Here is a 15,723-nt window from a genome sequence, read left to right as displayed (position 1 = left end):
AACAGACGACCGACCACAACGCCCAAACCTTGCTCACATCGCGACCGCCACCCGACTTCGCGGTGTCTCATGAGACACCGCGTTCCGGGGAACGGCGGCTTCACGGAGTTGTCGATGCACGGCCGATGGCGCACCGACGAACGCGGCTACGTCGCGGCACTTCGCCGCTACGCCAGCGAGATCGGCCAACTCGCGTGGTGCGCGCCGATGGACCACATGACCGAGGCGCACATCCTGTCCCGGACCGGCGGCACGGTGCTCAGCCACCAGCAGCGCACTTTCGCAAACTACCTGCGTCTGCGCGATCTCGCGCCCGATCTGCCAATTATCCCTGTCCTGCAAGGACAATCGCTTTCACACCAGCGGTGCGCCGGCTCCTACGAGCGGCATGGCGTCAACTTGGCCGCGCTGCCCTTGGTGGGCGTGGGCAGCGTGTGCCGCCGCCAGCACACCGCCGAGGTCGAGCAGATCCTGCGGTCCTTGGCAGCACGTGGATACCGCTTACACGCCTTCGGCGCGAAGGTTCTGGGATTGGGACGATTCGCCGATGCTATCGCTAGTAGCGACTCGGCCGCATGGAGTTTCCGGGGCCGGTATGTCCCCGGCTGTATGCCCAGCCACCGCAGCGAGTCCAACTGCCAGCGTTTCGCGTTGGCCTGGCACGCCCGGCTGCAGACATCACTTGTGCGCCACGAAGAAGCCCCACAGCGGCGAGATCCGGTATGCAACCGGACCACGGCCGTTGCTCGCCGCCGACCGCTCAAGGGCCACGCCGGCCGAGTAGTCCGCACACCGCGCCCGCTCCGGCCCGCTGCCGCCGCGCACAACGCACTCGCCGTTGCCGCGCGCAGCGACCCACAACGAACAGGAGTCCACCATGCCCACCACTGACGGACGACACGAGCGGGACGGTGAAATTCCGCGCTGGGCCGCGACCGCCGGCAAACACACCCTCCGCGCACCACGTTGGGTCTCGCGGCTGTTCCGTCCTGATCACCGCGCGACCGACGACAGCGAGCCGCAGGTCCCCCCGCCGGACGTGTCAGGGCCGATTCGCCACCGAGTGCGGCGCGAGTACCGCGCGGCCACCCTCGCCAAGGCCCGCCGGATATCCGAACAGTGGGTGCACGCCGGGTTCAACACCGGCACGGTGCCCTACGGCTACCGCGCCCAGCGCGTCCGGATCACCCCCGGGCAACGACGCGCGCGGTGGCGGACCCTCCTGGTGATCGAACCCGCCGAAGCCGCGACCGTGAAAATGATATTCACCTGGCGGGGCGAGGACCGTCTATCCGTGACCGCTATCCGGCAGCGACTGGCCCCGGACACCGGACAGCCGGCCGCGTGGACCCACGCGACCATCACATCGATCCTGCGGAATCCGAAGTATCTGGGTCGGCAGGTGCGGGGACGATGCCACCACGGCCGCCGCACACCTCACCAACTGTGGGTGTGGTCGCCGGTGCAGGCACATCCACCCATCGTCTCCTCAGACGAGTTCATCGCGGCCAACCATCGCACCATCTTGGCCACCGCGCTGCTGGCCGCCGACAGCACGGCGTCCGAGTTGCCGGCTCGGAGGGCGGCGTGATGACCAATCCCGACTTCATCACCGCTGACGACGTCTCGACCGGCCCCGGCTTCCACCCGGACGGGCTGACCCGCGAAACGATCACCGTGGTGCAGCGTGAGGTGGATCGCGCGCTGCGCCGCGAGGGATACCCCGTCCAGGACAGGCAGCCGCCGACCACACGACGATCGGCACCTGCCCGGGTCGAGCCCCACGCAGACCGGACCTGCGACCCGACCGGCGAGCCACCATCGGCGGCAACCACGTCAGCACCGGAATCTTGCGCGTCACCGCAGCCGGACGTGACGGGACAGCCGGGCGGAACCAGGACGGCAGACGACGCGGGACCGTCTACGGGCGAACCAGCGGGCGATCCGGTCCCCACGCTGTTCACCCCAGCCCAGGCAGCGAACCTATTACAGGTGCCGGAGTCCTGGCTGCGCCGCCGAGCCGCCCGCCGCCTGGTGCCGTCCACGTTCCTGGGCAAACACCTGCGCTTCGCCCCCACCAACCTCCACCAGATCATCACCGACGCAGCCCGCCCCAGCGTGACCCGGCCCGCCTCCGGCCCGAACACAGCGCCCCGTCGTCGCGGCCGGCCGCCCCTGCAGGTTCGGACCGATTCCCGCCGGCCCACCCGCTAACCCCGCACCCATTCCCCCTTATTTTCGCCGCTGAACACAGTTGGGTTGCGTTCTTCGGTCCGCAGAGCGTCCATATGGCCGTGCCGCATTCCCGGCACGGCCATATCCACTCCTTCCAGAAAAGAGAACCCAGCCATGGCATGGGCAGAACACCGCGGGGACGGATTCCGTGTCCGCTACCGGCTCGACGACGGATCCATCTTCACCGAAACCGGCTTCGCCGACCGGAACGAGGAGGAAAACCGTGCCGCCGACATCGAGTCCGACCAACGCCGCCGCCGCTTCGTCGACCCGCGACTGGCCGAAACCACCATCGACGAATGGGTCCGCCAGTGGTCGGACGCGCACCGCGTCGCCGACATCACCTGGGCGGCCTGCGACTCCCACATCCGGCCCCGCTGGTCAGGCTCCGCCGTGGGTGATATCCCGCGGATCGCGGTCAAGGGATGGGTGAACAAGACACTCCGGCCGACGCTGTCCGACAAAAGCACGCAGGACATCCTCGTCGTGTTCTCCATGATCCTCGGCGAAGCCGTCGACGAAGGACTCATCGGCGCCAACCCCTGCCGCAAACTACGGATCACGTTCGCCGACCGGCCCGAGCGCCCGCACGCCACCACCGACGAGGTCGACGCACTTGCCGGACGCATGTCACCCGACAACGGGCTCATGACCATCACCGCCGCCTACACCGGACTCCGGTGGGGCGAGATCACCGGGCTGCAATGGACCCGCACCCACCTCGACGACGACATCCCCACACGACGTCGACCCGAAGTTCGGCGCGCTGCACGAGATGAAGAGCAGATTGGAACTCGGCCCGCCCAAGACCCCCGCCAGTGTCCGCACCGTGCACCTGCCACCCTTCCTCGCCGACGAGCTACGAGCCCACCGGGACGCAACCCGGACGCGCAGTTCGTGTTCACCGGAGTCAACGGTGGGTTGCACCGACGGTCCAACTTCCGCCGCCGGGTGTGGCTGCCCGCGCTGGCAGGGGACGAGCAGAAGGGATGGTCACCACTGAACAAGGAGATGCACTTTCACGACCTACGCCACACACACGAGACCTGGCTGATCGAGAACCACGTGCGACGCATCCTGCGGCTGGTCCGCCTCGGACACAAACGCGAAGACGTCGACGACCTCTACTCCCACATCACCCAGCAGATGATCGAGGAGACACTGCAGGCCCTCCAGCAGCGGTGGGAGCAGGACGGCGGCTGGACCTGGACCGAAAGTCCCACTATAGCGCCAGAAGCGGCATGACCCCTTCGGATCAGGGCTTGTGGTCAGGAGACCGTGCTCCCCATCTGCTCCCCACAATCAGAAAAAGCCTGCCGACAAAGATCATCGACAGGCCATCTGACCAGCAACAACACACGGTGGGCGATACTGGGATCGAACCAGTGACCTCTTCGGTGTGAACGAAGCGCTCTCCCCCTGAGCTAATCGCCCCTTGCGGTGTTGAGGAGAACTCTACAACACGACTTTCGGGGGCCTGCAAACGGGTGGTCGCTTCCGACCACAGCGCGTCTACCAGCGAATACGGAGCGAACAACCCCGAGCTAGCCAAGGCCCTGCCAGGGAGGGGCCGCGCGCGGGCCCGTTCGACATCCGTGCGACGGTGCTATCGCACGGCGGCCGAACCGCGCAGTATGTAGGTCAGCGTCGGCAGCAGGCTGCGCGGCGCGGACGGCGAAGGGCCAGCGAGGGCGACCGGACCTCGAACGGGTGATCTCGAGCGCACTCGCGAAAGATCCGGTGCCCCGGGGCGTCCCACCGCCGTCCTCGGTCGCCCGGGCCGGGAAGGGAGACGAAGGGTAGGACGATGCGCAACGATCACGTGACGCTCCGCTCGACGGCGGTCTTCGACCTGCTGGCGCCGCGCTCGCCGGCGGTTCCGGTCAAGGTTGAGCTGCGCTACGACACGCGGGACCCGTACGCGGTCGTCGCCGCCTTCCGCACCGGACGCGCGGGCTGGGTCGAATGGGTGTACGCCCGCGATCTGCTCGCCGACGGCCTGCTCGCCGACGCCGGTGACGGGGACGTCCGGATCCGGCCTTCAGTGGAGGACCCGGAGTCGGTGCTCATCGAGCTGAACTCGCCGTCCGGGCACGCCATGTTCGAGGCCGCCGCCCAGGAGCTGGCCGACTTCCTCGACCGCACCTACGACGTCGTGCTGCCGGGTAACGAGCACCTGTGGGTCGACGTGGACGACGCGCTCACCCACCTCATCCCGAACGATCGGACCTGATCACGAGCCCGTCACCGGTTGCGGACCCCCCGGTGACGGGGCGGTTTCGGGAGTCCGATATGGTTCTCTCACACCACGGCGACGGGGTGCGGGACACCGGCCGACAAGGCAGGCGGAACCGCGTCGAAACCATGGTAGTGCGGACGTAGCGCAGCTGGTAGCGCATCACCTTGCCAAGGTGAGGGTCGCGGGTTCGAATCCCGTCGTCCGCTCGGAAGGCCCTCGGGGCCTGTAACCGGTGGAGTGGCCGAGAGGCGAGGCAACGGCCTGCAAAGCCGTGTACACGGGTTCGAATCCCGTCTCCACCTCGCGCGATTAGCTCAGCGGGAGAGCGCTTCCCTGACACGGAAGAGGTCACTGGTTCAATCCCAGTATCGCGCACCAGATAACACCGCAGGTCAGAAGCCCTGTTCCTCCTCGGAGGAGCAGGGCTTTACTGTCGAAAAGGAGACGGCAGGCCGGGCCGGCTCGACCTGCCGCTGCGCACAAGGTCACGCGCAGGTGCGGGAACCACTCCCCCAACACTGCCCGCTCGCCGGACGTCAACGCCAGCAGCGACGCCGCCCAACGAGTCTCCAGCGCCAGGACGACCCGTCGCCGCATCTCCGGGCGTCGCGTGGTCGTAGACCCGCGCGATCCCCTTGATCTTCTCTGCCCGGGCCGAGCCCGGCGAGCCACCTTGGGGATCCCGTCCTCAGCCAGGTGTTGTGGCTGTGCCGACCCTCATGAAACGTGAACATCGACAAGACCGCCGGCTGGTGCTTGCCGGCACCCGGCCGGCTGGGGTCGAGGCCGTCCCACACCGGCCGCCAGAAGTGGTTGCGGAAGTTCGACCGGCGCACGGGATTGCTCTGGGGAACACCGGACAAAGGGATGACGATGGCTGTCCATCAGCTCTTCGTGGAACACGGCAATGCTGGGCGGCAGTTCCACCCACCGAGTCCCGTGGGTCTTCGTCCACACCTTCTTTGACTTCCCCTTCTCCGGCCCGTGCCGGTCGGCACCGGACCGGGGACGTCGTCTCGCCCGCCCAGTGCCGGATGCCCACCTTCAAGAAGCCGCCCGCCGACTTCCTTGAGAGGCGTCTCGATGGCGAGAGCATGACGCTCAGCGTCGTGCGCGTGTGTCCACCGAGGACGAGAAGGCGGGCTGAAGAGACGAGTTGTGCCGTCACTCTGCTCCGGGTCGACTGGGACAAGTAGGCGACGGCGACCACAGCGCGTTTCTTCCCGCGGCGGCAGGCCCAGCGCCGGTTCAACATTCTTGGCGTCAGGCACGCGCAACCATTTTCCAAAGCTGTGGAACGCACCCTCCCGTTCGGACTGCTCTGCCACAGCCTGCTGGACATCCGGTACGCGCCGTCACGCCTGGGCACAAGCCGCCGCGCAACCACGAAAGTCAGGTCATCACAGTGACTGCCCGAATAGCACCCCTCTCTGCTCGTCCGGCGATGCATCGGCCAAAGTGTCGACCAAATCGGTACGGCGGACTTTTTCCACCCTTCTGAAAAACTGAAAATCACTACCCTGATCGGGACAGCTCCACCGGCGGTGCCCCTTTCACGGAATCGTTACCGCGCGCGTCATTCGAGCGGAATATTCCGATAGGCTGTCCACCGGGCACGTGTGTAAATGTTTCCGCGAGGAATCGTTCGGACTATCGGATGACCCATTCCGCCCAGTCGTTCGACGCGAACCTGCGCTCAGGGTCGCACAGTCCACATGGGAGTTTACGCAGACAGAGCAACAACACTGGCGTCCCGGCGACCCTCATTGCCCGGCCGTGGCCCTCTTCCTAGGATCGCGTTCACGCAGGGGTGGGCATTTTCCGTTCCAGTCCATTTGAGAGCGAGGAAGAGTATGGGTCGAAGATTTGGCAGAACAACGGTGCACCTACGCTCGACAGTGACGATCGGCATAGCGTTCGTGGCGGCGGCAGCCGGCGTGTCGGCTCCCGCGGCCGCGGCACCCGCGGCGCCGTCCGTGCTGACCAAAAGCGCTCAGGACGTGACCAGTCCCGGCGCGAACCCGGTCAACCACGGCGACACTCTCAACTGGGTGCTCAACTACCAGAACAACGGCCCGGCTGGACCATCCGCGGCGACCATCACCGATCCGATCAACGGCGCCGGTACCACGCAGACCTACGTGCCGGGCTCGCTCCAGGTGCCACCCGGCTGGACACCGTCCTGGTCAACCGACGGCACGAACTATCAGACCACCGACCCGGGCACCGCCACCGTAGCCGTGCGGGCGACCAATCCCGGCGCCCGGCCAGGCGGCACCAACCTGGCCAACATCCTGCTCGCGCCGGTGAAGCCGACCGCGACCCCGACCGGCGGCGACGGTTACACGCCGATCATCTTCCGCCGGCCCAGCGGCACGGTCGAAGCGTGGAACATGTACCACCACCTGGTTGCCGCGGCGCCCAAGCTGGTCTGCACCGACCTGACGGCCGGCGCACCGTGCGCCGGCGGCCCATGGCCTCGGCCGGTCAACACCGCGCCCGGACCGTTCGGTACTGGTTCCACCGGCGACATCGCCAGCACCCTGACCCCCCAATACGTCCAGGACCCCGGCCGGCCCGGCGTGGTGTACTACGCCGCCGTCACCGCCTCCTCGGTGGGAGTCGGATGCCTCGACCTCGGCACGCGGGCCAATTGCGGGTACTTCCCGCTGATCGCCACCGGTCCCGGCGGCGCGAACGGGCTCGCGGGCCTGGTCACCACCGCCGGCAACCTCTACGGCGTCGGCAGCAACGGTCAGGTGCTGTGCCTGACCATCGCCTCCCACTCCCCGTGCGCCGGCCAGCCGTATGCCCCGATCGTGCCGGCCAACAACAACTCGCCCGGCGCCAACTACATGGGTTCGATGGCCATCGCCGGGGGCAAGGTGTTCGCCTCGTCCTCGCCGGCCGGCGGCGCCCCGGTGCTGGGCTGCTTCGACCCGGCCACGGCGACGGCCTGCTCCGGCTGGGCCACCCCGCAGGCGATCGCGCCGCCTGGCAACTCCACGTACAACGCCTACACCGCATACGACACCGCGAGCAATTCCGTCGGCGCGTGCGCGACCACGACCGGCAATCCCACGTCGACAACGACCTGTTTCACCGTGGGCGGTGCCCCATTGGCCGCTCCGACCGTGTTCAACTCCTTGGCCAACCGGTTGATTTTCAACCCGGAGACCGCTACCGGCCCGGACGGCCACCTGCGTAGCTACACGGGGACCTGGGGCGGGTCGAGCACAGGCGACACCGTCTGCTACGACTGGAACACGGCCGCAGCGTGCGCTGGTTTCCCTTTGCCGGCAACACATCCCAGCGCCAACGGCGGCGTCACCCGGGACTACGGCTATGCGTACGACCAGGTCACCCAATGCCTGTTCGGACTCGGTGACGCCGGCATCCTGTTCTCCGAGGACCCGACCACGTCGAGTTCGCCGTGTATCCACAGCGGGGCGGAGGTCACGCTGTCGCCGTCGGCGTTCTACTGCGATGGCGCCACCGGCCACATCCGCAGCTACACCGACGCCCGCCTGGACAACATGAACCTGGCCAACGTCAACCTGACCGCGTCGACCGCGGAGGTCAGCGACACCGGCGGTTCCGTGATCGCCCATCCCGCGTTCGCCCCGGACGGCACCCTGGACCTGTCGGGAATCTCCCCGGCCGCACATCCCGGCATCACCGTTTCCGCACACCTCGTGCTGAACAACAGCAATGACTTCACCGGCGGCAACCAGCCGCATCTGGTCGTGGCGTTCGACGGCGACGCACCACAGGTCTGTTTCAAGACCACGGTCTCCCCGACCTGCACCGCGACCGGGGTGTCCGACACCGCGACCGGTGACGACACCACCGGAACGCTCACCTCCAACACCGTGAACCTGCCGGTCGCGCCGGGGCCGGCCTGCCAGCCGGCAGTAACGATCAACAAGGAGATTTGCGCATCGAACAATGACAACAACTGCCAACCCGGCGGCCCAGGGCCATGGGCGAAACAGGCGACCCCGGGCTTGCTCGGCTTGTTGCTGGCCAACCCGCACTGGCGGATCACGGTGACCAACGCCGGTCCGACCGGCATCACCGGCGCCACCATCAACGACAGTGCAGTTCCGTCGTGCCGGTCCGCCGCAGGTACCTTCGGCCTCGCGGCAGGAGAGAGCAAACAGATCTTCTGCTCGACGTCGCTGCTCTTGTCCTTGCTGCCGTTCACGAACACGGCGTCGGCCACCTACACCCCCGCGAACTCTCCAGCCGGAACCCCGCCGTCCAGGACCAGCGGATCCTCGGCGGTGGCCTGTTCCCTTCTCTGGTGCTGAGCACCTGACCAACACAAAACCGCGGTGCCACCGGGCAGAGGCATCGGTGGCACCGCGGCAGTCTTGTGACCGAGCAGCGACTCGGCTGGAAGCCCGGCCGAGCGCTTCGTGGAACCCCTTGCGGGAGTCAGTCGATCACGCTGTGGTGCGGCAGTCCCGGGTATTCCGCCCTCAACGGCCGGGACTGCCGCTCAGCTCAGCCTTCGGCGTCGGCGCCGGGGATGAGCGCGCCGGGGACGTCGTCGGGAGCGTAGAACTTGTTCTCGCCCGGGAACGGCTGCTGCCAGCTGTGTGCCTCGTACCAGTCGAGGTGGTTGAGCTGTGCGGGGTTGAACGCGTCGACCTTGTCGGCCGTCCCGTTCGCCTGCTGCTGGGTCTTCCAGTTCGACCATTGCGCCGCGAGCTGGGTCTTGTCCGCGGGCACCGCAGTGGCCTGGGCTGGTGCGGCCGGAGTGTCGGCGCCGCATTCGGGCAGGGTCTTCAGGCCGTCGGTGAGCGCTACCTGGTTGGGCACCGCGGTGTACGGCGTGAAGTCGGCGCTCGGGGTGAACGCGTGGCGCATCGGCGACGCCGCGGTGTCCTTCTGGTTCATCGGCTGGATGCCGAGGATCTGTTCGACAGTACGGAGCAGGGTGATCTGGCTGCCGTAGTGGCTGTCGACCGCACCATGGCCGGCCCACGGGCTGATGATCTGCACCGGTGCGCGGTGGCCGTCGACGTGGTCGGCCGCGGCCTGCGAGTCGTCCTCGACCACGAAGATGGCCGTCTGCGCCCAGTATTTGCTGTGCGAGACCGTGTCGACGAGCTTGCCGAGCGCGAGGTCGTTGTCCGCGACCTGGGCCGGGCCGTTGGCCGGACCGCCGGTGTGGTCGTTGGACAGCCACATCATGTTGAGGTTCGCCGGGCCGTTCTTCTGGAAGTCCTGCTTCCAGACCTCGTACTTGTAGACGTCGGGAACGTTGAGGTCGAAGTGCGGGAAGCCCGGCACCGACACCTCGTTCAGCGACGGGATCGCCGAACCGGTCTTGATCGGGTAGGCGCTGGGTTGCCCGGTCGCGGCCATGGTCTTCGCGTCACAGTAGTACTTCTGCCACGTGGCGCCGGCCGGCTTCTGCTCGAAGTCCTGGAATTCGCCGAAGTTCTTGACGGTCTTGCCGGCCGCCTTCGCGCCGGTCCAGATGAAGCCGGAGCGCTGGTGGCCCAGGACGTCGTCTTCGGTGTCGTAGCTGCGGAGGTATTCGCCCGCGGTGGACTCGGTGTACTCCGGGTTGTCGGCCTGGGTCACCCAGCTGTGGCCCTCGGCCGAGTTGGTGCCGGTGTCGTAGAAGTTGTCGTACAGGCCGAACTGATTGGCCAGCGCGTGGTTGTTAGGGGTCACCTTCTGGCCGAAGGAGGCCAGCGAGGGGTCCCCGTTGCCCTTGGCGATGTCGCCGAACTGCTGGTCGTAGGTGCGGTTCTCCTTCACGACCCAGTACACGTACTTGATCGTCGAGGGGTCACCGAGTTTGACCGGGACCGGAACCGGCTGCGCCTTGCCGGTGTTGTCCGCCTTGGCGAGCGAGTTGCCGCGCCAGCCGTTCTGGGTGAAGACGGTGCCGGTCTCACCCTTGATCACGTCGTCGCCCGGCAGCGTGAAGTGCGTCAGGCTGGCGGTGGTGTCGTGTGTGCGGTGCTGGTCGGTGGTCGAGCGGCGCGCGTCGATGCCGCGGGTGTTGGTGACCACGATCTGGTCGCCGACCTGAGCGATCTCCGACGGGAAGTAGTCCGTGGGCAGGAGGCCGACGTAGCTGACCGGCTCCAGCGGGTTGGCGTACTTGTAGACCGCGACCGCGTTCGCGCGGCCCAGGGTCACCAGAAGGCGGCCGTCGCCGGTCAGCGTGGTGGCGGTGGGCTCATATCCGGCCGATGCCTCGGACCACGGCCTGGTGGCGATCGTCTGAGCCACCTTGTCCTTGGCCGTGTCGATCACCGACAGGTCGTCGGACGCGGTGTTGGTGACGAACAGGGCGCCGTTCTTGGCGTAGAGCGAGGTCGGGTGCAGGCCGACGTCGATGCTGCCCGGCGTCGCGGCCGGGTTGGCGAGGTCGATGACGCTGACCGTGCCGGTGGTGGAGGCGCCGGTGTCGCCGTTGGCCGGGACCTGGGTGCCGTAGGAGTTCATCGTGGTTTCGCCGGGCTTGGCGGGACGGCCACCCTCGTTGCTGACGTAGAGTTTGCCGCCGACCAGCGCGAGGTCGCGCGGCGCGATGCCGACCGTCCAGCTCTGCACGATGGCACCGGTGGCGGCGTTGATGGCCACGACGCGGTTCTGGCCGTTGACCGCGGAGTACACGGTCGAGCCGTCGGCGGAGAAGGCGGCTTCGCTTGCCAGGGCGCGCTTTCCGCCGACCGCGGGGATGCTGACGAACGTGGGGTTCGCCAGCGTGCCGTCGGGGTTCACCGCGAACTTGCGGTATCCGTCGGCCTGGCCCAGCCACAGCGTCTTGCCGTCGGGAGAGTACGCCGGGCCTTCCTGGCCGATGTCGTTGCCCGGGATACGCAGGTCCGCCGCGGCGTTGTTGCCGATGTACTGCTGGACCCGGTAGCCTTTGAGGTCCACAATGGACAAAGCCATGCCGCCGTCGGTGATCGACGCGGCCAGGTGCGTGCCGTCCGGGCTGAGGGCGGACGACATGATCTTGCCGTTCTGCAGGACCATGCGGTCGCCGTAGGGCTTGAGGTACTGGTCGGAGGAGGCGACCAGTCCGTTGTCGGTGTTCTGGCCGACCTGGTCGGTCCCGAACAGGTTTGTCTGCGCGACGCCGATGCCTGTACCGGTGACGACGAGCGCGATCGCGGACACTCCGGCTCCGGCCAGGGTGAACCGCCGGCGCCGGCCGTGAAGCGTCTGCTTCCCGGCACGCCGTCTGAGGCGCGTTACCTGCATTGCGAACTATCCCTTCGTGGTGGGGAGCAGTTCGACGTTGCCGTCGAACTGCCACAGCGGGTTCGGTGCGTCTCCTCGCGGGGTGTGCACCAGGAAGTAGCCGTTCACTTCCTTCGGTCCATCGCCGTCGGCGGTGTACCGCCCGTCAGGGGTTGCGTGGACTTGGTAGATGGCCGTGCCGGCGGCGTCCACGCCGGGGAGATGCCAGGTGACGACGCAGCGCCAGTCGTTACCCGGTCCTTCTTGTTCGCCCTTGCCACCGGATTTCACGCACTCCGCGCCGGCGCGCAGCTGCTCTTCGGTGACCGCGGGGCGATTGAGCTGCCGGGTCTGCATCCGGTAGAGGTGGGCGAAGGCGACCGATACCGAATCCTGGACGGTGTCCTTGGCGATCCCGGAGCCCAGCGACGGGGTCGAGGCCGCGACGACGCCGGTCGACACCGCGAGCAGTCCGGCCAGCGGCAGGACGCCGAAGAGCCATACCCGGCGTCCGGAGCCGTCGTAGGCGAGGTCGGTGAAATCGCGGCGGAGGAACAGGACGAACGCCAGCGCGGTCGCGGCGGCGGCCCAGGCCAGGCTGACCACCACGTTGATCATCAACGGCGCGAGCTGCACCGGGTCGGTGAACAGTCCGTCCCAGGCGATGAAGGCGTAGCCGGGCAGCGCGAGCCGGACCGCGACCGGCAGGGGCAGAAGCTGGCACAGCTGCAGCGCAAACGCCACGACGGCGGGCACGAGCAGGCCCATCGGCGACCGTCCCAACGCGACGGACCCGAGCAGGCCGATTCCGGCGAGGGCAAGGGTCGGGGCGAGTACGCTGAGCCAGGCGAGCAGGACCTTGCCTGCCGCGTCCCCGGTGGAGAGCAGGTTCCCGTCGAGTCCGACGAGCGGCTGGGCGCCGACGGCGAGCACGCCGCCGAGCACGCCGGACGCGCAGAGGCCGGCGACCATGACGAGGACGACGGCGAGGCTCGCCAGCGCTTTGGCGGCGAAGATCCGCCGGGGCGAGCGGACCGCGACCAGCAGGTGGCGCCAAGTGCCCAGCCGGTCCTCGGCGGCGAACACGTCGCCCGCGACGATCGAGGTCAGCAGCGGCAGGGCGTAGCTGCCCGCGAATCCCAGCAATACCAGCGAACCGGCCCACCCGGACTGGCCCATCCAGCGCCCGAACAGGGAGTCGACCGGCAGCGAATCCTGCTGGCTCACCACGGCGACCACGAGGCCCGGCGCGATCCAGCAGGCGAGCACCAGAAGGCGGATCCGCCACTGCGCGAACAGTTTGACAAGCTCGAAGCGGAGGCCGCGCGCGATCGGCACGCGCGGGGCGATGGAGGTCTCGGCAGCGGTCGCGGTCATCGCGCGGACTCCTGATCGGTGAGGGCGAGGAACGCGGCCTCGAGCGGCGAGGTGACCGGGGCGAGTTCGCGCACCGCGATGCCGGCACGCGCCAGACCGGCGACGAGGGTGTCGAGCGCGGGAACCGAGGCGCGCACGACCAGGAGTTCGGCGTCGTCGCGGGCCACGTCCTCGGATTCCTCGACGACCCGGACTCCGGCGGTTTCGGTGGCGAGTTCACGGGCGGCGCCGGGATCGGAGGTGCGCAGCCGGTAGTCGAGTTCGCCGGTCTCGGCCGAAAGCTTGGTACGCGGGCCGGTGAACACGACCCGGCCGGCGGCGACGATGGTCACCTCGGTGCACAGCGCCTCGACGTCGTCCATCCGGTGGCTCGACAACACGACGGTCGCGCCCTCGTCGGCGAGCCGGTTGAGCACGCGGTGGACGTGTTTCTTGCCCGCGGGGTCGAGCCCGTTGGCCGGTTCGTCGAGCACCAGCAGCCGCGGCTTGGCCAGCAGGGCGGCGGCAAGCCCGAGCCGCTGGCGCATGCCGAGGGAGAATCCGCGGACCCGGTCGCCGGCGACGTCGCTGAGGCCGACCTGCGCCAGCACGTCCGCGACGCTGGACATGTCCGCGTCCCGGCCGCGCAAGGCGGCCAGTGCCGCGAGGTTCTGCTCGGCGGAGAGCGACGGGTAGAGGCCCGGTCCGTCGACGAAGCCGGTCACTCCGTCCGGCGTCTCCAGCGTCCTGCCGACCGGCGAGCCGAGGATTTCCAGCGTGCCCTCGTCGGGGGCGGCGAGGCCCAGCAGCAGGCCCAGCAGGGTCGTCTTCCCGGCCCCGTTCGGGCCTACGAGGCCGTGGATCCGGCCTTCGGCCATGTCGAGGTCGATACCGTCGAGCGCGATGACGTCACCGAAGGTCTTGGTGATGCCGCGCGCCCGGATCGCGAGAGGTCGCTCCATGGTTCCCTTCCCTGCGTGGACCGGGATGAGAACTTAGGTTCGGCAATCAACCCCCAGCCAAGCGAGAGACAAACACCGCAAGAACACGGAACGGACGCACCGCGGCGTGCGCCGGGAACTTACTGGTACTAAACGGACATAACGTCGCGCGAGGGGTCGTCCGGGAAGCGCCGGACGTGGTCCGAAAAGGACGGTGAGCCCGGGGACCAACCCCACCGTCACCACGAGGAACCGGAGATGGCGAGACGCAAGAACCAGGTGACAGACCGTGGTAAACCGTCGACCTGAACCTCTGACGTCGGCGCCTCCGCTTTCGCCCGCTCAGCCCCTCGACGGCCCCGCTTCCCCACGGTGTGACCGCAGCTCGCGCACGGCAAAGACAAGGCGGCCGGGCGAGAGGAAACTCGCCCGGCCGCCTTTCGCGAGCCTCAGGCCAGGTCGTGAACCTTCTTGTACTCCAACGCATACCCGAGCTTGCCGGGCTTGCTGTCGGCGTAGAGCTTGCTCAGCTTGCCGAACTCGCCGGAACCCGGGGCCGATCCGTCGTTCCACTTGTCCATGGCGTGCAGGTCCGCGGCCGTGAAACCGTTGTCCACGACGGTGTTCTTCGGCAGTGCGACCATCGCCTCGGTGAAGGACTTCACCGTCGCGAGGTAGCTGTCCAGGGCGCGGTTGTCCCACTTGCTCAGGTCGACCGGTTTGGCGTCACGCAGCCACGCGCCCCAGTAGAACTCCTGGAACGGCAAATCCGTCTGCGTGTAGCCGATGTCGCGGCCGAAGTAGAGCAGGCTGCGGTAACGGTCGTTGCCGAAGGAGGCCAGGCCGACCGACTTCGGCAGCTTGTTGACGGTGATCGGGTTGCCGTCGGCGTCGCGCAGCCACACCCACTTGTGCGCCTGCATCTGCACCCAGAAGTCCTGCCGGGTCAGGGTGCTGTAGTTCGCCAGCACCCGCAGGCGGACGTGCAGGTTCAGCCCTCCGTCCGGAGTTTCGGCGAACGCGGTGAGGGTGTGGTGCCCGTCGGTCAGGAACGGCTCTCCGCCGGGGCCGATCACGACCGTCTTCATCGCCGCGACGCTGGCGGCGGTCTCCTTGCCGACGTCCAGCTTGCAGGTGAACGACGACGGGTCGGCGAGCCGCGCGCCGGCCGGGACCGAGCCGGCGGAGTCGCGGCCGTCGGCCTCGCACCAGTCGTCGAACCGCTTGTTGATCTTGTCCTTGCCGAGCGTGTAGCGGCCGAGCTTGTAGTAGACCTCGTCGTAGCCCAGCGAGGGCTGGGTGGGGTGCACATCGCCGATCCGGACGTCGAGCAGCTCACCGGCCGCGGCGCACAGGTAGGCCGCGTACGGCGTCGACCGGTTGTCGTGATCGCAGAACGACGGGTGGGTGCCCGGCGCCGCGCTCGCCCCGGAGGCGGCCACGCCGAGACCGGCGGCCGCCACCACGGCGGCCGTGGCGATCCGACCGAATTTCGCACCAATTCGCATATTTTCACCCCAGGGAAGTCAAGGAATGTCAGCGAGATCCTGCGGTCCGCCGCGGAACACCGCCCGACGGCAAGGTGGCCTGAGGGTGACGGGGTGGTGAACTGCACCGCCGGAATTCACCTGGGTGCGCAAAGGCGGGCGGTGCCGAAAAGACAACCCGCCCGCCCTCCCGACGCACCCGTCCGACGAGGTCGAGCTGTGAAGGGTCCCTTAACGGACTCTGAGT

Annotated in this window: 10 protein-coding genes and 4 tRNA genes; 9 read left to right on the top strand and 5 right to left on the bottom strand. The window is 68.0% G+C overall.

Translation table 11 applies throughout. The annotated features are described in order from the left end of the window. Nucleotides 1-114: 114 nt before the first annotated feature. The 4 genes from D5S19_RS09790 to D5S19_RS09775 all read left to right on the top strand — a co-directional run bounded on the left by D5S19_RS09790 (nucleotide 115) and on the right by D5S19_RS09775 (nucleotide 3,480). Nucleotides 115-891: a deazapurine DNA modification protein DpdA family protein gene (locus tag D5S19_RS09790; protein WP_233573797.1), complete on the top strand. Its 777-nt coding sequence runs from the start codon at nucleotides 115-117 to the stop codon at nucleotides 889-891. Beyond that, nucleotides 878-1,591: a recombinase family protein gene (locus tag D5S19_RS09785; protein WP_120023031.1), complete on the top strand. Its 714-nt coding sequence runs from the start codon at nucleotides 878-880 to the stop codon at nucleotides 1,589-1,591. Before D5S19_RS09790 ends, D5S19_RS09785 begins: the two co-directional genes overlap by 14 nt. After that, on the top strand, nucleotides 1,591-2,214 hold the full coding sequence (locus tag D5S19_RS32415; protein WP_199730423.1) for a hypothetical protein: 624 nt from the start codon (nucleotides 1,591-1,593) through the stop codon (nucleotides 2,212-2,214). Before D5S19_RS09785 ends, D5S19_RS32415 begins: the two co-directional genes overlap by 1 nt. Before the next feature lie 135 nt (nucleotides 2,215-2,349). Next, entirely contained in the window at nucleotides 2,350-3,480 is a 1,131-nt protein-coding gene (locus D5S19_RS09775; protein WP_120023030.1) for a tyrosine-type recombinase/integrase, read from the top strand. A 117-nt stretch (nucleotides 3,481-3,597) separates the two neighbouring features. On the opposite strand, the gene D5S19_RS09770 is transcribed toward D5S19_RS09775, so the two are convergent. After that, nucleotides 3,598-3,669 (bottom strand) — tRNA-Val (locus D5S19_RS09770). Between the two features lie 373 nt (nucleotides 3,670-4,042). Here D5S19_RS09770 and D5S19_RS09765 point away from each other — a divergent pair. The 5 genes from D5S19_RS09765 to D5S19_RS09745 all read left to right on the top strand — a co-directional run bounded on the left by D5S19_RS09765 (nucleotide 4,043) and on the right by D5S19_RS09745 (nucleotide 8,787). Further along, nucleotides 4,043-4,468, top strand: a complete 426-nt coding sequence (locus D5S19_RS09765) for an SsgA family sporulation/cell division regulator (RefSeq protein ID WP_098509629.1) — start codon at nucleotides 4,043-4,045, stop codon at nucleotides 4,466-4,468. A 139-nt stretch (nucleotides 4,469-4,607) separates the two neighbouring features. Continuing rightward, nucleotides 4,608-4,680, top strand: a tRNA-Gly gene (locus tag D5S19_RS09760). A gap of 25 nt (nucleotides 4,681-4,705) precedes the next feature. Continuing rightward, a tRNA-Cys gene (locus D5S19_RS09755) sits at nucleotides 4,706-4,776 on the top strand. 1 nt (nucleotide 4,777) lies between these two features. After that, a tRNA-Val gene (locus D5S19_RS09750) sits at nucleotides 4,778-4,852 on the top strand. 1,520 nt (nucleotides 4,853-6,372) lie between these two features. Further along, on the top strand, nucleotides 6,373-8,787 hold the full coding sequence (locus D5S19_RS09745; RefSeq protein ID WP_120023029.1) for a DUF7617 domain-containing protein: 2,415 nt from the start codon (nucleotides 6,373-6,375) through the stop codon (nucleotides 8,785-8,787). 196 nt (nucleotides 8,788-8,983) lie between these two features. Here D5S19_RS09745 and D5S19_RS09740 read toward each other — a convergent pair whose 3' ends face one another. The 4 genes from D5S19_RS09740 to D5S19_RS09725 form a co-directional block, all read right to left on the bottom strand. Next, nucleotides 8,984-11,629, bottom strand: a complete 2,646-nt coding sequence (locus D5S19_RS09740; RefSeq protein WP_456061903.1) for a phosphoesterase — start codon at nucleotides 11,627-11,629, stop codon at nucleotides 8,984-8,986. A 90-nt stretch (nucleotides 11,630-11,719) separates the two neighbouring features. After that, the gene (locus D5S19_RS09735; protein WP_120023027.1) at nucleotides 11,720-13,069 is read right to left on the bottom strand and encodes an ABC transporter permease; all 1,350 of its coding nucleotides are present in this window, start codon (nucleotides 13,067-13,069) and stop codon (nucleotides 11,720-11,722) included. Next, nucleotides 13,066-14,010: an ABC transporter ATP-binding protein gene (locus tag D5S19_RS09730; protein WP_120023026.1), complete on the bottom strand. Its 945-nt coding sequence runs from the start codon at nucleotides 14,008-14,010 to the stop codon at nucleotides 13,066-13,068. The genes D5S19_RS09735 and D5S19_RS09730 overlap by 4 nt, the downstream gene beginning before the upstream one ends. A gap of 428 nt (nucleotides 14,011-14,438) precedes the next feature. After that, the gene (locus D5S19_RS09725) at nucleotides 14,439-15,497 is read right to left on the bottom strand and encodes a ParB/Srx family N-terminal domain-containing protein (protein WP_120023025.1); all 1,059 of its coding nucleotides are present in this window, start codon (nucleotides 15,495-15,497) and stop codon (nucleotides 14,439-14,441) included. Nucleotides 15,498-15,723 lie beyond the last annotated feature (226 nt).

Origin of the sequence: Amycolatopsis panacis (assembly GCF_003600245.1) — a bacterium.
Lineage (GTDB): Bacteria > Actinomycetota > Actinomycetes > Mycobacteriales > Pseudonocardiaceae > Amycolatopsis > Amycolatopsis sulphurea.
The sequence above is the reverse complement of the archived record's forward strand: the minus strand, read 5'-3'. Positions and strand labels throughout refer to the sequence as shown.